Origin of the sequence: Massilia sp. CFBP9026 (assembly GCF_034045165.1) — a bacterium.
Lineage (GTDB): Bacteria > Pseudomonadota > Gammaproteobacteria > Burkholderiales > Burkholderiaceae_D > Telluria > Telluria arenae.
In genome coordinates, this window is the sequence record NZ_JAXCWH010000010.1 from 17579 (window position 1) to 38157 (window position 20579).

20 protein-coding genes are annotated in these 20579 nt (G+C 66.4%); 10 read left to right on the plus strand and 10 right to left on the minus strand.

Annotation, left to right across the window (positions count from 1 at the left end; translation table 11 throughout):
• Window positions 1-83 precede the first annotated feature (83 nt).
• Window positions 84-2531, plus strand: a complete 2448-nt coding sequence (locus SOM28_RS21665; RefSeq protein WP_320469408.1) for a penicillin-binding protein 1A — start codon at window positions 84-86, stop codon at window positions 2529-2531.
• Here SOM28_RS21665 and SOM28_RS21670 read toward each other — a convergent pair.
• From SOM28_RS21670 to SOM28_RS21680, 3 genes are read right to left on the minus strand one after another with little or no spacing between them, the layout of a single operon-like run.
• Window positions 2503-3093, minus strand: coding sequence for a M23 family metallopeptidase (locus SOM28_RS21670; protein ID WP_320469409.1), 591 nt, complete (start codon window positions 3091-3093; stop codon window positions 2503-2505). The genes SOM28_RS21665 and SOM28_RS21670 overlap by 29 nt on opposite strands.
• 11 nt (window positions 3094-3104) lie before the next feature.
• Window positions 3105-3944 carry a glucose 1-dehydrogenase gene (locus tag SOM28_RS21675; protein WP_123069332.1) on the minus strand — a complete coding sequence of 280 codons (840 nt, stop codon included), beginning with the start codon at window positions 3942-3944 and terminating at the stop codon, window positions 3105-3107.
• A 49-nt stretch (window positions 3945-3993) separates the two neighbouring features.
• Window positions 3994-4170 carry a DUF3606 domain-containing protein gene (locus tag SOM28_RS21680; protein ID WP_147935428.1) on the minus strand — a complete coding sequence of 59 codons (177 nt, stop codon included), beginning with the start codon at window positions 4168-4170 and terminating at the stop codon, window positions 3994-3996.
• Window positions 4171-4365: 195 nt separating this feature from the next.
• Between SOM28_RS21680 and SOM28_RS21685 the strand changes: the two genes are divergently transcribed.
• From SOM28_RS21685 to SOM28_RS21700, 4 genes are read left to right on the plus strand one after another with little or no spacing between them, the layout of a single operon-like run.
• A complete protein-coding gene (locus SOM28_RS21685; RefSeq protein WP_320469410.1) occupies window positions 4366-4686 on the plus strand; it encodes a thioredoxin family protein in 321 nt (106 codons plus the stop codon).
• Window positions 4683-5972 (plus strand): MFS transporter, encoded by a 1290-nt coding sequence (locus SOM28_RS21690; RefSeq protein ID WP_320469411.1) that lies wholly within the window; start codon window positions 4683-4685, stop codon window positions 5970-5972. The genes SOM28_RS21685 and SOM28_RS21690 overlap by 4 nt, the downstream gene beginning before the upstream one ends.
• Window positions 5969-6457, plus strand: coding sequence for a GNAT family N-acetyltransferase (locus SOM28_RS21695; protein ID WP_320469412.1), 489 nt, complete (start codon window positions 5969-5971; stop codon window positions 6455-6457). Before SOM28_RS21690 ends, SOM28_RS21695 begins: the two co-directional genes overlap by 4 nt.
• A 40-nt stretch (window positions 6458-6497) precedes the next feature.
• Window positions 6498-7778 carry an MFS transporter gene (locus tag SOM28_RS21700; RefSeq protein ID WP_123069337.1) on the plus strand — a complete coding sequence of 427 codons (1281 nt, stop codon included), beginning with the start codon at window positions 6498-6500 and terminating at the stop codon, window positions 7776-7778.
• Here SOM28_RS21700 and SOM28_RS21705 read toward each other — a convergent pair.
• Both SOM28_RS21705 and SOM28_RS21710 read right to left on the minus strand, forming a co-directional pair.
• Window positions 7766-8563, minus strand: coding sequence for a DUF481 domain-containing protein (locus tag SOM28_RS21705; RefSeq protein ID WP_123069338.1), 798 nt, complete (start codon window positions 8561-8563; stop codon window positions 7766-7768). The genes SOM28_RS21700 and SOM28_RS21705 overlap by 13 nt on opposite strands.
• 210 nt (window positions 8564-8773) lie before the next feature.
• Complete coding sequence (locus SOM28_RS21710; protein WP_123069339.1) at window positions 8774-10066, minus strand: NCS2 family permease; 1293 nt, start codon at window positions 10064-10066, stop codon at window positions 8774-8776.
• A gap of 133 nt (window positions 10067-10199) precedes the next feature.
• Between SOM28_RS21710 and SOM28_RS21715 the strand changes: the two genes are divergently transcribed.
• Together SOM28_RS21715 and SOM28_RS21720 are read left to right on the plus strand one after the other, a co-directional pair.
• Window positions 10200-11402: a hypothetical protein gene (locus SOM28_RS21715; RefSeq protein WP_320469413.1), complete on the plus strand. Its 1203-nt coding sequence runs from the start codon at window positions 10200-10202 to the stop codon at window positions 11400-11402.
• 395 nt (window positions 11403-11797) lie between these two features.
• Window positions 11798-12976 carry a glycosyltransferase gene (locus SOM28_RS21720; protein ID WP_123069341.1) on the plus strand — a complete coding sequence of 393 codons (1179 nt, stop codon included), beginning with the start codon at window positions 11798-11800 and terminating at the stop codon, window positions 12974-12976.
• A 173-nt stretch (window positions 12977-13149) separates the two neighbouring features.
• On the opposite strand, the gene SOM28_RS21725 is transcribed toward SOM28_RS21720, so the two are convergent.
• The 5 genes from SOM28_RS21725 to SOM28_RS21745 all read right to left on the minus strand — a co-directional run bounded on the left by SOM28_RS21725 (window position 13150) and on the right by SOM28_RS21745 (window position 16929).
• Complete coding sequence (locus SOM28_RS21725; protein ID WP_320469414.1) at window positions 13150-15492, minus strand: ATP-binding protein; 2343 nt, start codon at window positions 15490-15492, stop codon at window positions 13150-13152.
• Window positions 15493-15582: 90 nt separating this feature from the next.
• Window positions 15583-15843 carry a hypothetical protein gene (locus SOM28_RS21730; RefSeq protein ID WP_123069343.1) on the minus strand — a complete coding sequence of 87 codons (261 nt, stop codon included), beginning with the start codon at window positions 15841-15843 and terminating at the stop codon, window positions 15583-15585.
• A gap of 103 nt (window positions 15844-15946) precedes the next feature.
• On the minus strand, window positions 15947-16216 hold the full coding sequence (locus SOM28_RS21735) for a DUF5985 family protein (RefSeq protein ID WP_123069344.1): 270 nt from the start codon (window positions 16214-16216) through the stop codon (window positions 15947-15949).
• Between the two features lie 4 nt (window positions 16217-16220).
• On the minus strand, window positions 16221-16481 hold the full coding sequence (locus tag SOM28_RS21740; protein ID WP_123069345.1) for a DUF5985 family protein: 261 nt from the start codon (window positions 16479-16481) through the stop codon (window positions 16221-16223).
• A 115-nt stretch (window positions 16482-16596) separates the two neighbouring features.
• The gene (locus SOM28_RS21745) at window positions 16597-16929 is read right to left on the minus strand and encodes a hypothetical protein (protein WP_320469415.1); all 333 of its coding nucleotides are present in this window, start codon (window positions 16927-16929) and stop codon (window positions 16597-16599) included.
• A gap of 229 nt (window positions 16930-17158) precedes the next feature.
• Here SOM28_RS21745 and SOM28_RS21750 point away from each other — a divergent pair, with 229 nt between their 5' ends.
• From SOM28_RS21750 to SOM28_RS21760, 3 genes are all read left to right on the plus strand, one after another.
• Entirely contained in the window at window positions 17159-17947 is a 789-nt protein-coding gene (locus SOM28_RS21750) for a DNA/RNA non-specific endonuclease (RefSeq protein ID WP_123069347.1), read from the plus strand.
• Between the two features lie 9 nt (window positions 17948-17956).
• Window positions 17957-18220 carry a hypothetical protein gene (locus tag SOM28_RS21755; RefSeq protein ID WP_123069348.1) on the plus strand — a complete coding sequence of 88 codons (264 nt, stop codon included), beginning with the start codon at window positions 17957-17959 and terminating at the stop codon, window positions 18218-18220.
• 252 nt (window positions 18221-18472) lie between these two features.
• A complete protein-coding gene (locus tag SOM28_RS21760; RefSeq protein ID WP_148043985.1) occupies window positions 18473-20560 on the plus strand; it encodes a general stress protein in 2088 nt (695 codons plus the stop codon).
• Window positions 20561-20579 lie beyond the last annotated feature (19 nt).

Below are 20579 nucleotides of genomic sequence, written 5' to 3' on the forward strand. Positions count from 1 at the left end.
TCATTCCATCCCGTGCCGTGGCGGCGGTCGCGGTCGGCTATACTTGCGCCACATTGTTACTTTGATCAGGGCAGGTAGAGCGAGTGGACCAACAACAGGACAACGAGAACACGGACAGCGCGAACGCCGCGCCAACCGTGCAGCAACGCATCAAGCAGCTCTCCCGACGCCTGCTGGCCGGCGCCTCGACCCGGGCTGGCGCGCTCAAATCCGGCGCTCAGTCGCGCTTGCACGGCCGGCCGCTGCCGGTCAAGCTGGCCCTGATCGCGCTGTGGAGCATGGCGGCCGGCCTGATGGCGATCCTGGCCTGGCTGCTGATCCTGATTCCGTTCACCCCCGGCATCGACGACCTGGAACAGGTCAGCCGCTCGCGGCCGACCGTGATCCTGGACGCCGGCGGCCGCCCGCTCGGCACCTTCGAAAAGGGCCTGCAGGAGCGCGTCAAGCTGTCGCAGGTGTCGCCGCACGTGGTCGAGGCGCTGATCTCGACCGAGGATCACCGCTTCTACCAGCACCACGGCGTCGACTTCAAGCGCGTGGCCGGCGCACTCTGGGCCAGCGTCAAGGGCGACCCGCAGGGCGGCTCGACCATCACCCAGCAGCTGGCGCGCAATATGTTCCCGCAAGAGATCGGCCGCGCACGCAGCGTGAACCGCAAGATGAAGGAACTGATCACCGCGATCAAGATCGAGAACACCTACAGCAAGACACAGATCCTGGAAGCCTACCTGAACACGGTGCCTTTCCTGTACAACGCCTATGGCATCGAGATGGCGGCGCGCACCTACTTCGGCAAGCCGGCGCAGAGGCTCGACGTACTGGAATCGGCGACCCTGGTCGGCATGCTCAAGGGCACCCACTATTACAATCCAGTGGCCAATCCCGAGCGCTCGCTGTCGCGCCGCAACGTGGTGCTGGGCCAGATGCGCAAGCACGGCGCCTTCGACGACAAGCGGTATGCGCAGCTGGTCAAGCGTCCGGTGCGCCTGCGCTTCGCGCGGCTGCCGGACCGCAGCGGCAAGGACGACCATTTCACCCACCACGTGCGCAAGTGGCTGCTCGACTGGGCCGACGAGAACGACTACAACCTGCAGCTCGACGGCCTGGTGGTGCGCACCACGCTCGACCCGGAACTGCAGGCGGCGGCCGAGCGCGCGGTGCGGCGCCAGGCCGACATCCTGCAGGCGATCGCCGACGTCGAATGGGCCAACCCCAACGTGCCGCGTTCGACCGCGACCGCCACCTATACCTCGATCCGCCCGAACATCGATCCGTTCTCCTACTACTGGATCACCAATGCGCGCGCGCTGGATGCCTTCGTGCGCGAGAGCGGCGCCTACCGCAACGCTGTGGAGGAGGGCGAGGAGCCGGCCGCCGCGCTCAAGCGCCTGAAGGCCGACCGCGGCTTCATGAATGAGCTCAAGGCCGCGAAGTCGCGCCTGGAGGCGGGCTTCGTCGCGGTCGACCCGGCCACCGGCGAGGTCAAGGCCTGGGTCGGCAGCCGGGATTTCGAGCGCGACCAGTACGACCACGTGGCCCAGGCCGCGCGCCAGCCCGGTTCGACCTTCAAGCCCTTCGTCTATGGCGCGGCGCTCGAGCGCGGCATTCCGCCCGACCAGGCCTACCGCGACGTGGTGCTGGAGTTCAAGGGCGACCACGGCGAGGTGTGGAAGCCGACCGACATGGACGGCAACAGCGGCCGCTCGATGCCGATGCGTGACGGCCTGGTGTTTTCCAAGAACACGATCACCGCCCAGGTGAGCCAGGAAGTCGGCATCGAGCCCATCGTGCGCCTGGCCCAGGGACTGGGCATCCGCCAGAGCCGGCTGGAAGCGGTGCCCTCGCTGGCCCTGGGCACCAGCCCGGTCACCCTGCTCGAGATGGTGAGCAGCTATGCCACCATCGCGGCCCTGGGCGAATACCACAAGCCGATTTTTGTCCGCACCATCGAGGATCGCGAAGGCAATGTGATCGCCGATTTCGGGGTCAGCGAGCCCGAGCGCGCGATGTCGCGCGAGTCGGCCGAAGCCCTGATCGACATGCTGCGCGGCGTCGTTACCCGCGGCACCGGCAATGGCGTGCGCAACCGCTTCGGCATCCGCGGCGACCTGGCGGCCAAGACCGGCACCAGCCAGAACAACCAGGACGGCTGGTTCATCATGATGCACCCGAACCTGGTCGCCGGGGCCTGGGTCGGCTTCAACGACAACCGCGTCACCATCCGCAGCAGCTACTGGGGGCAGGGCGGACACAATGCCGCGCTGGTGGTGGGTGACTTCTTCCGCGGCGCCTTCGACGGCGGCAGCCTGGACGCCAAGGCCACCTTGCCCGGCTGGCGCGCGCCGGAGCCGCGCCGCTACGTGGTGGAAGAGGAGCCGGAAGAAATCTTCATGGACGAGGCGCAGGAAATCGTGCCGGAAGGCGGCCCCGAAGAGATAGAGGTCGCGCCGCAGCCCGACTTTGTCGATCCTCCGATCGAACCGCTCGAAGTGGCGCCTGTGCCTAGCGCGCCGCCGACTGGCTTGTTGTAGCCGAGGCCGTTGCCGGCGCCGCCGCCGGGGCCTCGATCAGGGCCGGATCGGCCTTCAGCAGCGGATAGGGATTGATGGCGCCGCCGGTGTCGTAGATCCCATAGTGCAGATGCGGCGGCGTGCCCTTGGCATTGCCCGTATCGCCCACATAGCCCAGCACCCGGCCGGCCTCGATGCGCATGCCGGGTTCGACGTCCGAATAGCTGTCCAGGTGGGCGTAATAGTGACGCTGGCCGCCGGGTCCCAGCACCCAGACCACCAGGCCGCCAAGGCGGTTGGTGCCTACCTGGCTCACGATGCCTTCGGTGCTGGACACGACCGGCGTACCACGTTTGGCGAAGATGTCGATCCCCTCGTGCTTGCGGCCCTCGCTGCGCGCGCCGCCCCAGGTGTCGCGCAGCGCGCGCTGGCGCACGCCCTCGACCGGCACCGGCAGCGCCAGCGGCTTGGGCATGGCGGCCAGGCGCATGGTGTAGAGGGCCCGCTCGATATAGGGCTCGAGCAGGCCGTACGCCAGCACCAGGACGACGGCGACGACGAGGGTGCGCAGGATAGCGGCCATTGAGCGGCCTTCTAGAGGATCGGCGTGCCGCCCGTGACGGCGATGCGCGCGCCCGAGATATAGCTCGCCTCATCGGAGGCCAGCATCACGAATGCCGGCGCCACTTCCTTCGGCTGGCCGGCGCGCTTCATCGGCACCTGGCTGCCGAAGTTCTCGACTTCTTCCGGCGGCATCGTCGACGGAATCAGCGGCGTCCAGATCGGGCCCGGCGCCACCGAGTTCACGCGGATGCCTTTTTCGGCCAGCAGCTGGGCCAGGCCGGCGCTGAAGTTGGCGATCGCGCCCTTGGTGGTGGCATACGCCAGCAGGGTGGGCTTGGGATTGTCCGAGTTGATCGAGGTGGTGTTGATGATCGAGGAGCCGGGCGCCATGTGCTTCACTGCTGCCTTACACAAGTGGAACATGGCGGTGATGTTCACCTTGAAAGTGTAGTCCCATTCGTCGTCCGGGATCTCGTCGAGCGAGTCGTGCGACATCTGGAACGCGGCGTTATTGACCAGCACGTCGATACGGCCGAATTCGGCCACCGCCTTGTCGACGATGGCGCGGCAATGGGCGCGGTCGGCGATGTCGCCCGGCACCAGGATGGCGCGGCGCCCGGCTTCCTCGACCAGGCGCGCCGTTTCTTTCGCATCGTCGTGTTCGTCGAGGTAGGAAATCAGGACGTCGGCGCCTTCGCGCGCGAAGGCCAGCGCCACCGCGCGGCCGATACCGCTGTCCCCGCCGGTGATGACGGTGGCCTTGTCCTGCAGGCGGCCTGAGCCGCGGTAACTGGTCTCGCCATGGTCCGCTTGCGGGGTCAGTTCGGATTCACGGCCAGGCCATTCTTGCTGTTGCTTCGGTATTTCCATCGTGTGCTCCATGTCTGGGTCAAAAGAGTGCGGAAGCGGCGGGAGCCGCTCAGCGGCCGAGGTGTTCGCGCACCGCGCTGGCGCTCACGCCGACCTGGTCGATGGCGCGCTGTAACTCTTCGCGGGTCACGCCAAGCGCCTCGGTCCAGTAGCGCACTTCGTGCTCTTCGTGCATATTGATGCGGGAACGGTCCTGCTGGCCGCGTTTGTTCAAGTCATCCGACATGATCTGCTCCTGATAAAAAGATGGGTTATAGGACGATGAATCACAGGGTGACAGTCTCGGGCGTGAGACTCCGTTAGCTGCCACACGCTGGAGCCAGATCGGCGCCAGCCAAGTGCGTCGGCATGCCAGACGGCGCGTTTTGAGGTAGGCTTGCGGTATTCGAATAGCAATAAATACCGTTCATCAGGAGACTCCATGACCGCCCCCTACGCCAGCAGCCAACCCGAACGCAGCACCATCGACGCCACCCCGGGCCTGGTCGCCCTCGACTTCGGCGCCAACTGGTGCGGCTATTGCCGCGCCGCCGAGCCGCTGATCGAACAGGCCCTGGCCGACCATCCGGCGGCCCGCCACATCAAGGTCGAGGACGGCCCCGGCCGCCCGCTGGGCCGCTCGTTCCGTATCAAGCTGTGGCCGACGGTGGTGGTGCTCAAGGATGGCCAGGAAGTCGCGCGCGTGGTGCGTCCGGTCGACGCCGACGCGGTGCGCCAGGTCCTGGCCCAGGCGGGTGCATGAGCGAGGCGGCTGAACAACCCGCGGCCAACAAGCCCCGCACCGTCCTGTTCGCAAGCCTGATCGGCACCACGATCGAGTTCTACGATTTCTACATCTATGCCACCGCCGCGGTGCTGGTGTTCCCGCGCCTGTTCTTTCCGGCCGCCGATCCCGGCGCAGCGGTGCTGCAGTCGCTGGCGACCTTCGCCATCGCCTTCTTCGCGCGCCCGATCGGCTCGGCCGTGTTCGGCCACTTCGGCGACCGTATCGGCCGCAAGGCGACCCTGGTCGCGGCCCTGCTCACGATGGGCATCTCCACCATCCTGATCGGCATGCTGCCCACCTATGCCCAGATCGGCGTGGCAGCGCCGCTGCTGCTGGCGCTGTGCCGTTTCGGCCAGGGCCTGGGCCTCGGCGGCGAATGGGGCGGGGCGGTGCTGCTCGCCACCGAAAACGCGCCGCCGGGCAAACGTGCCTGGTACGGCATGTTTCCGCAGTTGGGGGCGCCGATCGGCTTTTTCCTGTCGGGCGGCGTGTTCCTGCTGCTCGGCGAACTGATGAGCGACGACGCCTTCTTCGCCTGGGGCTGGCGGATTCCCTTCCTGGCCAGCGCCTTGCTGGTGGCGGTGGGCCTGTACATCCGCCTGAAGATCACCGAGACGCCCGACTTCCAGAAAGTGCTGGATCAGAAGGCCCGGGTCAAGGTGCCGATGGTGGCGGTGCTGCGCGACCACCGCCGCGCACTGGTGCTCGGGACCCTGACCGCCTTGTCGACCTTCGTCATCTTCTACCTGATGACGGTGTTCGCCCTGAGCTGGGGCACGGCGCAGCTGGGCTATACGCGCCAGGAATTCCTGGTGCTGCAGCTGTTCGCGGTGGTGTTCTTCGCGCTCACGATTCCGCCGTCGGCGCTGCTGGCCGACAGCCGCGGGCGGCGCACCGCCATGATGCTGGTGAGCGCTGCGATCGCCGTGTTCGGCCTGCTGTACGGACCGCTGTTCGGCGCCGGCGGCTGGGTCGCGGTCACGCTGTTCATGGTGCTCGGCATGTGCCTGGTCGGCTTTACCTACGGCCCGCTCGGCACCTTGCTGGCCGAGATGTTCCCGCCCGAGGTGCGCTATACCGGCGCCTCGCTCACCTTCAACCTCGCCGGCATCCTCGGCGCCTCGGTGGCGCCCTATATCGCGCTGTGGCTGGCCACGAACCACGGGCTGGAGTACGTCGGCTACTACCTGAGCGGCGCAGCGCTGATCAGCCTGGCCGCCCTGGCGCTGGCCAAGGGCCTGGTGCCGTCGCCCGCGCGGTGAAAGAGCGCCGTTTCGGACGCCTCGGGGCGCGGGCTCCGACGTCCGCCGACGAGGCCTTCCTCGACGCGCTCTACCTCGACTCCCGTCCGGACCTCGGCGCGCTGCCGGTCCCGCGCGGCGTCATCGAAGGGATCGCGCGCCATCAGCGCGCCATGCAGGTCGAGGACTATGCGCGTCGTTATGCCGCGCTCGAGACCTGGCTGGTGATCGACGGGGAGGCCCCGGTAGCGCGCGTCGTGCTGTCGGGGGAAGCCGGCGCGTTGCGTGTGGTGGACCTGTCGGTGGCGTCGGCCGCGCGGCGCAAGGGCATTGCCAGCCAGGTCCTGCGCGCGTTGCAGGATGAATGCGAGCGTATGTCATTGCGTGTCCGCACCGAAAACCTGGCCGCACGCCGGCTTTACGACAGGCTGGGTTTTACGCCCGTGCGGGCCGACGACGCCACCCTGGAACTTGAATGGGGCCAAAAGAGAGAGCATCCGGAATGACGTGCGCGGCGTAAGTGCGAGATCTAACTGGAGATCTCCCATGGCCGCAAGCGCCCCCGCCACCAAACCCGGCACCGTCCTCTTCGCCAGCCTGATCGGCACCACGATCGAGTTCTACGACTTCTACATCTACGCCACCGCCGCGGTGCTGGTGTTTCCGCAGCTGTTCTTCCCGGCCAGCGATCCGGGCGCCGCGACCCTGCAGTCGCTGGCCACCTTCGCCATCGCCTTCCTGGCGCGTCCCGTCGGCTCGGCCCTGTTCGGCCACTTCGGCGACCGCATCGGCCGCAAGTCGACCCTGGTCGCGGCCCTGCTCACGATGGGCATTTCGACGGTCGTCATCGGCCTCCTGCCTACCTATGCCCAGATCGGGGTGGCGGCGCCGCTGCTGCTGGCGCTGTGCCGCTTCGGCCAGGGGCTCGGCTTGGGCGGGGAGTGGGGCGGGGCGGTGCTGCTCGCCACCGAGAACGCGCCGCCGGGCAAGCGCGCCTGGTACGGCATGTTTCCGCAACTGGGAGCGCCGATCGGCTTCTTCCTGTCCGGCGCCACCTTCCTGTTGTTGGGAGAGGTGATGAGCGATGAAGCCTTCTTCAGCTGGGGCTGGCGCGTGCCGTTCCTGGCCAGCGCCTTGCTGGTCGGGATCGGCCTGTACATTCGCCTGAAGATCACCGAGACACCCGACTTCCAGCGGGTGCAGGCGCGCGGCGCCCAGGTGAAAATGCCGATGGTGACGGTGGTGCGCGAGCATGGCCGCACGATGCTGCTGGGCGCACTGGCGGCGATGGGGGGCTTCGCCTTCTTCTACCTGATGACGGTGTTCGCGCTCACCTGGGGCACGACCCGGATGGGCTTCACGCGCCAGCAATTCCTGCTGCTGCAGTTGTTCGCGATCGTGTTCTTTGCCCTGACCATCCCCTTGTCGGCGCTGCTGGCCGACCGCGTCGGGCGGCGCGTCGCGCTGATGCTGGTGAGCGTGGCGATCGGCAGCTTCGGCCTGCTGTACGGACCGCTGTTCGGCGCCGGCGCCTGGTTGCCGGTGGGGATTTTCATGGTGCTCGGGATGTCGCTGGTAGGCTTTGTGTATGGCCCGCTCGGCACCTTGCTGGCCGAGCTGTTCCCAGCCGAGGTGCGCTATACCGGCGCGTCACTGACCTTCAATCTTGCGAGCATCCTGGGGGCCTCGGTCGCGCCCTATATCGCGCTGTGGCTGGGCACCAGGTATGGCCTGGCCCAAGTGGGCTACTACCTCAGCGCGGCATCGCTGGTGAGCCTGGCGGCGCTGGTGCTGCTCGGCCGCCAGCGCCGTTCTCAGAACGAGTAGACCATCGTCAGCGAGGTCTGGGTATCGGTGTTCTTCTTGTCGTCCGGGACGTCGCTGTCGTTGCGGACGCTAAAGCCCGCCTTCATCTGCATGCTGCCGTTGATCTTGGTGCTCAGCGAGGTTTCGGCCACCGAGTGGGTGTTGCCGGTGCCTTTCTCGACGCTGACGGTCTGGGCGAAGAAGGCCGATGGGCTGACCTGCCAACGGAACTGGGCCGCGCTGCGCACCGTCATGCCGCGCTCTTCTTCCTCGTTGTCGCGCTTGCCGACCGAGTAGCCAGGACCGATCTCGACGTCGAGCGTCTTGTCGGGCGCCGTGTACCAGCGCGAGCCGTAACCGATGCCGACCGTCGAGTACTTGCGATAGGCGCCGAAGCGGTCGTCGGTGTGGGTAGCCAGCACGAAAGCGCGGCGGCCGTCGCCCAGCAGCTTGAGCGAGGCCTTGGCCGAGGTGGCCCAGCGCTGGGCCGAGCGGCTCTTCACGGGCTCGCCGAACTCGTCCTCGTACTCGTCTTCCTTGAAGTAGCCGCTGGCGATGAACTCATGGCTCCAGCGCGCCGTCTCGTGACGGGCGTCGATCTTGCCCGTGACGGAAGTGCCGTTGGTATTGCCCGAGGTCGTGATCGCGCCCAGTTCGGCGGACGTAAACCAGCCGCCATCCGGAATCGCCGGCATCGCGACGGCGAGCGGCGCATGGACGTCGCCGATTTGAGGAAGATCGGGAGCGGCAAGCGCCGCACCCGGGATGCCAGCCAAGGCCAGCGCCAGGATCGAGAGTGGTTTCATCAGCTTCTAGCGGCCGCATGGGACGCGCCGTACCGCGTGGCATGCCCAGGGCGACCGGCCCATCGTTCGTGGATCGTGCGCGACCGTGGTGATAGCCGCGAGTAGACCGACATTGTAACGCAAAGACAGCGCGAAGCGATGCAATCAGGCACGAACCGGGCGCTGTTTAGTAAAGAACGGCGCGAACGACCGGTCACTTTTTCAGGCGCCTCAGGTACCGACATAGACGATCTTGAATGCGAACAGCCCCGCGATCACCCACACCACCGGCTTGACTTCGCGCGCCCGCCCGGTCAGCAGCTTGAGCACCGCATAGCTGATGAAGCCGAAGGCGATGCCCTCGGCGATCGAATACGTGAACGGCATGCCCAGCGCAGTGACGGCGGCCGGGATGCTCTCGGTGCTGTCGCTCCACTCGACGTCGCCCAGGTCGGACAGCATCAGGCAGGCCACGAACAGCAGCGCTGGCGCGGTGGCGTAGGCCGGCACCACGGCCGCCAGCGGGGCGATGAACAGGCAGGCCAGGAACAGCGCGGCCACGGTCAGGGCGGTGAGGCCGGTACGCCCGCCGGCCTGCACGCCGGACGCGCTTTCCAGGTAGGCGGTGGTGCTGGACGTGCCCAGCACGCTGCCGGCGACGATGGCGCCGCTGTCGGCCAGCAAGGCTTTATTCAGACGATCCATCTTGCCCTCGACCAGCAGGCCGGCGCGGCGCGCCACGCCCATCAGGGTGCCGGTGGCGTCGAACAGCTCGACCAGGAAGAACACCAGCACAACATTGAGGATGCCGGCGGCGAGGGCGCCCGGGATGTCGAGCTGGAACAGGGTGGGTTCGATCGACGGCGGCAGCGAGAACAGGCCCTGGTAGGTGTTCCCGCCAAAGAAGAAGCTGAGCACCGTCACCAGCACGATGCCGATCAGGATCGCGCCGCGCACCCGCAGGCGGTCCAGCGCCACGATGGCGAAGAAGCCGACCACCGCCATGATCGCGGCGGGCTGGTGCAGGTCGCCGGCCTTGACCAGGGTGGCTTCGTTGGCCACCACGATGCCGGCGTTCTTGAGGGCGATCAGGGCCAGGAACATGCCCAGGCCAACCGTGATCGCGACCCGCATCGAGCGCGGGATGCCGTCCACGATCATGGCGCGCAAGCCTACCATGGTGACCAGGATGAACAGGCAGCCCGAGATGAACACGGCGCCAAGCGCCGCCTGCCACGGGATGCCCATGCCCAGCACCACGGCATAGGCGAAATACGCGTTCAGTCCCATGCCGGGCGCCATCGCGATCGGGTAGTTGGCGTACAGGCCCATGATGGCGGTGCCGCCGGCGGCCACCAGGCAGGTAGCGACGAACACCGATTCCTTCGGCATGCCGGCGTCGCCCAGGATCGAGGGATTGACGAAGATGATGTAGACCATCGTCAGGAAGGTGGTCAGTCCGGCCATCATCTCGGTGCGGATGTTGGTCTTGTTTTCGCTGAGTTTGAAGAGACGTTCGAGCATGGGGGACTTTCGGGATGTGTTTTTTGCCCGAAGCATAACACCGGGGCACAGCGCCTGCAGTCCGTAGCGCTACGCCGGGGCGCGCGGCGGTGTTACCATGCCGGCTCGAACCTCCATCTACTTTGTCCACACTATGCCGAAGAACAAGCGTCCCGCACCCCGCACCTCGAACAACACGCGCGAACCCGACACCGATGCGCAAGCCCGGCTGATGGCCGACATGGCCCTCGAGATCGCCGAGCGCGAGGACGAGGCGGCGCAGGGCGGCGAGCAGGCGGAGGCCCTCGCCAGCCTGGTGCGCAAGGCGATCCGCAAGAAGCACGACGAGGTCCTGTACGAAGCCATCGAACTGGCGCGCTATACCGACCCGCTGGCCTGCCGCCTGCTGCGCGCGCGCGTGGAAGAAGAAGCCGCCACCCTGCGCATCCGGCGCGACGACGGCCCCGAATATGAGATCGACGCCTTCTTGGTGCCGCTGTTCGTGCGCAGCCAGGGCGGCCTGGATGCGCGCGAGACTTTCCAGGACGAGGCGGCCTTCGGGGCGCTGGCCTCCAGCTTCCAGGACCATGGGCTGGACAGCAAGGGCGCCAAGGTGGTGCTGCTGCAGCATGCCTACGACCTGGCCGAGATCGACCATATCGCCTACGGCACGCTGCACCAGATGCTGCGCGAAGCCGCCGCGTCGTTGATGGACAAGAAGCTGCAGCCGGCGCCGACCATCGAGGCCAGCATGCGCGGCTGGACCGGCGAGCCGGTGGCGCCCGACGAGACCGCGCTCGAGCTGCGCTTCCTGCTCGGCTTCTCGCTCAAGCGCGCCGACGACCCGTTCTACCGGGTGCCGCGCGACGAAGCGGGCAGTGACGCCTATTTCGCGGCGCGCATGGAGCGCTACCGCGCTTGGACCGAAGCCGTCGCCCCACTGGTGGCGCGGGTTCTTGCGCGCGCGCCGGAGCGCCTGGAAGTGAACTTCCTCTACCAGGACCTGTTCTATGGCGCCAAGGAGCAGGGCGTGGCCGAACTGGCGACCCTCGGCGTGCTGGCCGAGGCCAAGCGCCTGCTGGCGGCCAAGGACCTGGCGCCGGACGCGGTGCACGCCGCGGTGGCGCCGCTCGACATGGGCGAGCATGTGGTCCTGCGCGCCAACCTGTATGCGCTCGACGGCGGGCAGCCGTGGGGCAGCGTCGAAAAGCCGGTCGACCTGGCTGCCGACCTGTCCGCCGAGGTCGACGAATTGTGCGATGCACTATTGTCGCTCGGCCTGGAAGGTGTGTCGATCGCCGCCGGCTTCAGCGCCGACGGCCACGCCGAAGGCGCCGAGCCTTACCACCCCGTCTGACTCCCCATCCTCAGTCGCCCGCCGGCCAGACCTTCGCGGATCCTGGCCGCGAGGGCGGTAAACGGGTGCTTTCGGCCCCCGATTTCAGTGCAGACTGTAAAGTTTTTGCCGGATTTTCGTAGTGGATTTTCCTGTGTTGGTGTAGGACACCCCTTACAAAAAATTGCTCGATAGATGGCCTCTCCCTATGGAGCCCAACAGTGCTTCGCAATATTTTGCGTACATCTGGCGCAATCTTGCTTTGCACAACTGAAAATATTGGGAAAATTGCATGATACGATTCCTTGGTCCGACCGGCTTCCCAAGCTGCGCCACGCCCTTGTGAGAGAGAGAAGAAGCGGTCCGGTTTGACCTTACCAACAACTAGAGCGCCGCCAAGGCGAAAGGAAATCGACATGCCGACCCTGATCGTGTTTTGCCACCTCCGCTGGGATTTCGTGTTCCAACGCCCACAGCACCTGATGACCCGCCTGGCCGAACACTACAACGTCCTCTTCGTCGAAGAACCGATGCATACCGAGGGCGAGGCGCGCCTGGAAAAGACCGTGGTCGCTCCGAACATCACCGTCTGCCGTCCGCACACGCCGATCCATCAATTCGGCTTCCACGACGACCAGCTGCCGACCCTGCAGGCGCTGCTGGCCAACCTGGTGCCCGAGGACGAGGCGCCGATCGTCTGGTTCTATACCCCGATGGCGCTGCCGCTGCTGCAGGTCTTCAAGCCGTCCAAGGTCATCTATGACTGCATGGACGAACTGGCCATGTTCAAGAATGCGCCGAAGCAGCTGCTGCAGCGCGAAAGCGCACTGCTGAACATCGCCGACGTCGTCTTTACCGGCGGTCCGAGCCTGTACCAGTCGAAACGCGACCGCCACGCCAACGCCCACTGCTTCTCGAGCAGCGTCGACGCCAAGCACTTCCGCCAGGCCCAGGACCGCGCCATCTCGCACCCGGACCAGGCCCACATCGCGCATCCGCGCCTGGGCTTCTATGGCGTGATCGACGAGCGCTTCGACGTCGACCTGGTCTCGAGCATGGCCGATGCCCACCCTGAATGGCAGATCGTGCTGGTCGGCCCGGTCGTCAAGATCGACCCGGCGACCCTGCCGAAGCAGCCGAACGTCCACTACATGGGACAGCGCACCTACGACCAGCTGCCGCAGTTCCTGGCCGGCTGGGACGTCTGCCTGCTGCCGTTCGCGATGAACGATTCGACCAAGTTCATCAGCCCGACCAAGGTGCTCGAATACATGGCGGCCGAGCTGCCATGCGTGTCGACCCCGATCACCGACGTCAAGGTGCCCTATGGCGACGTGGTGGAAATCGCCGAATCGCACGCCGACTTCATCGCCGCCTGCGAGCGCCAGCTGGCGCTGGGCGACGACGAACGCCAGGCGCAGGCCCGCCGCATGCGCGAAGTGGTGGCCGGCACCTCATGGGACCTGACCGCCAGCCGCATGCACGCGCTGATCGGCAGCGCCGTCGCGGGCAACAAGGTCGAGCGCTTCTTTGCCAATAGCCAGGAAGCGGTGCGTGTGCCGGCGGAGCAGTTGCCGGTGGCGCAAGTCGGCTGATTCCAGCCAGGCCGGTAATAATCGGCCCGCACGCCCACCACGTCGTCCCCGCGAAGGCGGGGACCCAAGTACTGCTAGCGATATCGAAACGCACGCAAACTTGGGTCCCCGCCTTCGCGGGGACGACGTTTCTAGGCCAACAAAAAAATCACATGTGACCGGCTATCAACGGCTCACACCCTCCTGAGCACTTCCTCGATCGCCTCCACCGTCGCCGGTTTGGTCAGGTGTTCATCAAACCCCGCCGCCCTGGTCCGGGCGCGGTCGGCTTCGCCACCCCATCCCGTCAGCGCCACCAGCCGGATGCCCTCCAGGCGCGCGTCTTCCCTGATTGCCGCCGCCACTTCGTAACCGGACATGCCCGGCATGCCCAAATCCAGGAACACCACGTCCGGCATCAGGCTGGGCAGCATGCGCAGCGCCTGGCGGCCGTCGTTGGCCACCGGGGCGCGGTGGCCCAGCATATTGAGCAGGGCAGCCAGGGTTTCGGCCGCATCGCGGTTGTCGTCGACCACCAGCACGCTGCGGCCTTGTGGCGCGGCGTCTGTCACCGTCCCGATCATCCCGGCCTCGTCCGCCGGAAGCGCTGCAGGGGCATCGGCCACCAGCGGCAGGCGCACCGTGAAGGTGCTGCCGGCATTGGTGCCGGCGCTGGCGGCGCTCACGCTGCCGCCATGCAGTTCGACCAGGCTGCGCACCAGCGACAGGCCGATGCCCAGGCCGCCGGATCCAGGCTGCTGCGCCTGGCCGACCTGGGTGAACATGCGGAACACCTCTTCCAGCGCCTCGGGTGCGATGCCGATGCCGTTGTCAGACACCGTCACCACCGCATCCCCGCCTTCGCGCCTGGCCTCGAGCGCGATGCGGCCGCCCTTGGGCGTATAGCGCGCTGCATTGTTCAGCAGATTGCTCACCACCTGGGTCAGGCGGGTCGGGTCGGCCTCGAGCACGAGCGCCTCTGGCGGCAGGCGCAGGTCGAAAGCGTGGCGCGCTGCCTCGATCAGCGGCATGCTGGTCTCGACCGCGGCCGCCAGGACCGTCGCCAGGTCGACCCGCTCACACCGCAGCTCGACCTGGCCGCGCGTGATGCGCGCCACGTCCAGCAGGTCGTCGACCAGGTTCACCAGGTGGTCGAGCTGGCGCTCCATGATGTCGTGCACGCGGCTGACCGCGTCAAGGTCGGCCGGCGAGCGGCGGATGAACTGCAGCCCGCTGCGGATCGGCGCCAGGGGATTCCTCAGTTCGTGCGCCAGGGTGGCGAGGAACTCGGTCTTGAGGCGATTGGCCTCGGACAGGTCGGCCGCCATGCGGCGCAGCGCAGCCTCGGACAGGCGGCGCTCCGTAATATCCGTAAACAGTACCGCGACCCGGTGCCGCTCGGCCGGCCCCAGCCGCGTCGCGTGCACGTCATACCAGCGGTTCAGGCCCTGGGCCTCGTTCTCGAAGCGCACCGCCTCGCCCGTTTGCGCCACCCGGCCATAGATGTCGAACCAGTGCTGCTCGTGGGTGGGTACGATCTGGCGGATCGTCTTGCCGACCGCGTCGGTCAGGCCGGTGTGCTTGACGAAAGCCGGATTGGCCTCGATAAACAGGTAGTCGCACGGCTTGCCATCGGCATCGTAGATCATGTCGATCACGCACAGTCCCTCGTCGATCGAGTCGAACACCGTGCGATATCGCTCTTCGGTGGCGTGCAGCTGCTGCTCGGCCTCGCGCTGGCGGGTGGCGTCCATCACCACGCCGTGCACTTCGCGCGGCGCCCCATGGTCGTCGTACTCGACGTGGCCGCGCGCGATCATCCAGCGCCAGCCGCCGCCGGCGGCGCGGATGCGGTAGGTGGCGGCGTAGGCGCCTTCGCCGTCGATGGCGGCATTGATCAGGGCGACGGTCGGCGCGACGTCGTCCGGGTGGAAGGCCGCCAGATAGGTGGCCAGCGGCGCATCCAGCCGGCGCTCCTGCGGGACGCCGAACAGCGCCGCCATGCGGGCGTCGGCCTCGACCCGGTCTGGCACGATGTCCCACGACCAGGTTCCCAGCTCGGCGGCTTCGATGATGCGCTGCAGGCGCGAGCGGGTCTGCTCGAGTTCGGTTTCGGCGCGGTGGCGCTCGAACTGGCTGTTGAAGGCCTCGATGTAGAAGCGCGCCTTGGCGCGCAGGATCGTGGGCGACAGCGGTTCGGTGAGCACGGCGATGGCGCCGGCGTCGTACAGCAGTTCCTGGGGGAAGGGCAGGGGTTGCGGCAGGCCGAGCGCCACGATCGGCGTGCGATTCGAGCGCGGGTTGGCGCGCACCGCGCGCACCGTCTCGAGCATGCCCTCGGCATCGCCCGAGTAACCGACCAGGATCAGCGCGAAGTCGCCCGTGCGCGCCTGGTCCAGGCCGTCGGCTGGCGTGGTGGCGCGCACGATGTCCTGCTCCAGTTCGCGCGAGACCTGGTTGACGATCGGATCGTCGATCGCGCGCTTGCAGATGAAGAGAACACTCCCGTGGCTGCCTTGCGGTATGGTGTCATTCAAGATGATGCTAGTCCGTTAATATAGTTATTTCGGCAATCTAAGTGCGCAGCCGGGCCGTGTCAACGATTTTGCGCCATTCCAGCGTCAGCCTCAGGACTTGTCGGGCACCTGCTGTGACGGCACCGGCGTGCGCAGCGCCTCGGGAATGGCGTCGGCAATGCCCTGCGACGGGGCCTGACCGATCCTGCGCGCCTCGTCCGACTGCTGGTCGAGGTTGACTTCTTCGGCGACGTCGAAGCGGCCGTCCTCGGCGCCTTCTTCGCCTGGCAACAGGTTGTCGGAGCGGTTGTCCTGGCCACCGGCGGGAACCGGGGCGTCCTGCTTGCGGTCTGAGTTATCGGGAGTGCTCACGCCGACCTCCATGGTGTGTTTGACATGCGCCGATTATCGCGCAGCGCCCCCGCGCCAGGCGCACGCCAGCGGTCGGATCCCGGCCCGCTGCGGCTTGCCGGGTTCAAGGGCGGCGCTTCTTGCGCGGCAGGTTTTTTTCCAGGATGGCCCACAAGATCAAGCCATAGGCCAGCAGCCTGATCAGATAGTGCAGCGGCGAGTCCTCGCCGCCGCTGTCGCGCATGACCGCGTACACGCGGTGCAAGCCCTCGATCGCGAACGACAGGGCGAAATACAGGAAGAAACGGTCGCCGCTGGCGCGCCAGAAGCGCAAGAAGAACAGGGCGATGATCAGGGACGCCATGGCGATGGCGCCGGCCAGCATATGGGTCATCGCGTCATTCCTTCTCGTAGATCAGGCCGTACAGCAGGAGCAGGCAGGCCACCAGCGCGCTGGCCTGGCGCCATGGCAGCAAATCGACCTGGGTCGGAAACACGACCTTGTCCAATAACAGCAAAAAATTATTCAAAGTCATGCCCGCAAAACAGGCGCCGCTCCAGAACAGGAGCCGCAGTCGCGTGCGCCGGTAGCCGGCGAACAGCAGCACGGCGCAGCTCAGCGAGGTCAGCATGCAGAGGGTATAGATTACTTCGCCCATATCACATCGTCCCGAAGGTAATGCTCATTATTGTTGTCGGCGCCTGGCGCCCGCTCATTGCGACTGATTAGTGCTTCAGTTTATTGCATACAACCCAGCTTGCCACTTGCCATATTCACTCGTCCTTGCGCAGGCGGAAGGCATCGGCGAACTGCCAGGCCTGGCGCTCGAGGCTGGAGTGGATCAGGTGGGTGACGTCCACCAGCTGCCGCGCATACAGGTCGGCCAGACGGTCGATGCGTTCGCGCAAGGCCACGCTGACGGGCTCGTAACGGTAGCAGTGGGCGACGGGCGGACCGCAGGATTGGGCAATGCCCGCCGTACACAGATCAGCCAGCAGCTGGCTCGCCACACGTTCGCGAATGTAGAGCCGGCTGGCCAGCATCGCGCTTTCCCACTGCTGGGTGGGATCGGCGCGCAGCAGCAGCAACGCTTCCAGAAAGGGCACGGAGGGAATGCTCGTCAGGACGAAACGGCGTAGATCCTCCGGGATCGGCGGGTGCATCATTCTTGGTGAATATGTTTCCCAAATGGAAAATCTTATTGAGAAAGCGTTAATTTTAAAACATTCCACGTGGAATTGCTTTGGCAATCGTGCGCGCTATGCACCCGAAATTGATACCAGGGAGCACATGCTCAGCTAAAATGCCCGCTTTCTTCACCACAGCCGTCTCCTCATGCTTCGCTCCACCCTGGGCCGACTCTTCGCCCGCCTCGCCGTCGCCGGCGCCCTGATCGCCGCCGGTGCGGCCCAGGCCGCCAGTTGCCCGGTCCACTACCTCGATGGCCGCGCGCCCGAGATCCGCAACCAGAAACTGGCCGCCGCTACCCGAGAGCTATGCTACGGCGTGTTCGGGGTCGTGCATTCGGGCGTGACCCGCACGCCGCTGTGGTCGGCCGAGCACGTAAGCGCCGCTAACCTCAAGCGCGCCCAGGGCCTGGACCGCGACGACAAGTTCCACGCCGAGCAGCGCCTGCCGCGCGGCCAGCGCGCCGAGCTGTCGGACTATGCGCGCAGCGGCTTCGACCGCGGCCACCTGGCGCCCAACGCGAACATGCCCGACCGGCGCACCCAGCGCGAGAGCTTTTCGCTGGCCAATATGGTCCCGCAAGACCGCGACCACAACCGCCACATCTGGGCCCCGATCGAGGGCGCGGTGCGCACCATGGCGAAGAAGGAAGGGGAGTTGTACGTGATCACCGGCCCGGCGTTCCTCGGGTCCAGTCTCAAGAAGGTGGGCAACGTGATCGTGCCGAGCCATATGTACAAGGTGGTGTACAGTCCGCGCCAGAAACTGGCCGCGGCCTGGTTCACCGAGAACCGCGCCGACGCGCCGATCAATGTAGTGCCGGTGGCCGAACTGGAGCGCATCGTCGGCATCGAACTGTTGCCTTCGCTGTCGACGAAGGAAAAGGAACGCATGCTGCGCCTGCCAAAGATCAAGCAGCGCAAGAACCGATCGTAAAGGAAATCCATGAGCAAGAAGAAACCCGCCGCCTTCACCCCGTTCGCCAACGAAGCCGACGTCGCCGGCATTGGCGACCTGATGCTGGAAAACCGGGTCGACCGCATCACGATTTCGGGCGACGTCGACTTGACCGCTGACGTGCCCGGGCTGGACAAGGCGCGCCGCCTGCACGCGCTGCTGGGTGAGATCGTGGCTGCGCTCGAGGCGCGCGAGTTACCCGACGCGCTGCCGCCGCCCGAGGTCAAGACCATCGATAATCCCTTCGCCTGACCCTAGCGCACCGGCTCCGGTGCGCTGTCCATGCCGGGTGAACGCCCGGCATTTCTCCCCTTGTCGTCCTGCTCCTACGCACCCGTCGGGAGGTGGTCCGACGCCGCATTTCGCTTTGTCCTGACATAAATTTTCCAATGGTCAATGGTGCGCGAGCCCCATCAGTATTGGAGTAATCTTGACAACAAAGCGCACAAGCAGCGGCAACTTCGCCGCCGGCGTTAGTACCACTATTTTTTCGGAGGAACGACCATGCAACATACACTTGTCGCGGTGTTCGACAACCGCACCGACGCGCAGAACGCGATGAACGAACTGCTGTCGTCTGGCTTTACCCGTACCGACGTCCGCCTGTCCAACGCCGACCCAACCGGCCAGACCGACAGCCTGACCGGCCGTTCCGACCTCAACATCGAACGCAGCCACGACGGCGATACCGGCATCACCGCCAGCATCAAGAATTTCTTCAGTGACCTGTTTGGTTCGGATAACGCCGAACACGTGAGCCGCTACGAGGGCGCGGTCACCCGCGGCCACCACGTGCTGACCCTGGTCGCGAATTCGCTGCCGGAAGTCGAGCGCGGCGCCGACATCGTCGAGCGCTACGGCCCGACCGACATCGACGAGAACGCCACGGGTACCCCGGACATCGGATCGAGCGGCATCAGCGCTGGCGCCATGCGCATGGGCAGCAGCGCCGGCATGCAGCAATCCTCGTCGATGTCGGCGCAGTCGGGATCGCTGGGCAACGCCCAGGCCGCGCCGACGCCGAAACTCGACAATCCGGGCGACCGCGAACTGTTCCAGCAAGGTTCCTTGAACCAGGGCCAGACCGTGGGCGGCACCCATCAGGAATCGCTGGGCACCAGCGGCCTGACCGCCACCGGCGGCACCTCGCTCCAAAGCTCTACCCTGCGCGACGACCCGGTGCAAAATGCGCCGTTCGACAGCAGCCAGCAGGGCGGCCTGTCGGCGGGCAGCGCGCAGCTGGACAACGACCGCATCGCGGCCCAGGGCAAGACCACGTCGGCGGCCGGCGCCAGCCCGCTGGCTGGCAGCTCGCTGGGTGCGGCCGCGGCCGGCTCGTCGCTCCAGGGTTCAGCCCTGGACGGCTCGATCCGCAGCGACTCCCTGCAGCGCGACACGCAAACCGGCTCGCTGACGGGCGGTACGTCGAGCCTGGACAAGCAGCGTAGCGGCGTGCGCATCTTCTCGCGCGGCGCGTCCGACGCCGCGCTGGGCCTGGGCGCCAGCACCGGTTCGGCGTCGAGCACCATGGGTGGGTACGACGACGACAGCTATTACCGCAACCACTTCAACACCACCTACGGCGCCACCGGCGCGGCCTACGACGACTACCTGCCGGCCTACAGCTACGGCAGCGAAGCCGCGCGCAGCGGCCGCTACACCAACCGCGCCTGGGACGACATCGAAACCGACCTGCACAGCGACTGGGACAGCCGCTATGCCACCGGCGGCGAACCGTCGACCTGGGAAAAAATGAAGGCGGCGGTGCGCCACGGCTGGGAACGCATGACCCGCGACGATGACGACGATCTGTACCGCGGCCACTACGACAGCACCTATGCGTCCAGCGGCACCAAGTTCGAGGAGCTGAAACCGGCCTATGCCTACGGCAGCGAGGCGCGCCGCAGCGAGCTGTATCGCAACCAGCCATGGGACGACGTCGAGGGCACCCTGCGCACCGGCTGGGACAACCGCATCGACGGTACCCGCGACTTCAGCACCACCGGCAGCGATGCCAGCGAACCGTCGGCCTGGGACCGTGTCAAGAACGCCGTCCGCCACGGCTGGGACCGCATGACCGATGACAACGATGACGACGTCTACTACCGCAACCATTGGAACACGACCTACGGCGCGAGTGCCGGCTCGTACGACGAGTACCGCCCGGCCTACAGCTACGGCTCGGAAATGGCCCGTAACGACCAATACCGCGGCCGTAGCTGGGACGCGGTCGAGACCGACCTGCGCAGCGACTGGGATCGCCGCTATCCGGGTGAACAGTCGACCTGGGACAAGATGAAATCGGCCGTGCGTCGCGGCTGGGACCGCATGACCGATGGCGACAACGACGCCTACTATCGCAACCACTGGAACTCGGTCTATGGCTCCAGCGGCGAGGCGTATGACGAGTACCGTCCGGCCTACAGCTACGGTTCGGAGATGGCGCTCAACGACAAGTACCGCGGCCGTCCATGGAATGACGTCGAGACCGACCTGCGCAGCGATTGGGATACCCGTTATCCGGGCGAGCAGTCGACCTGGGAGAAGATGAAATCGGCCGTGCGTCACGGCTGGGATCGCATGATGCGTTGAGCGCCTAAAGGCGAACTCC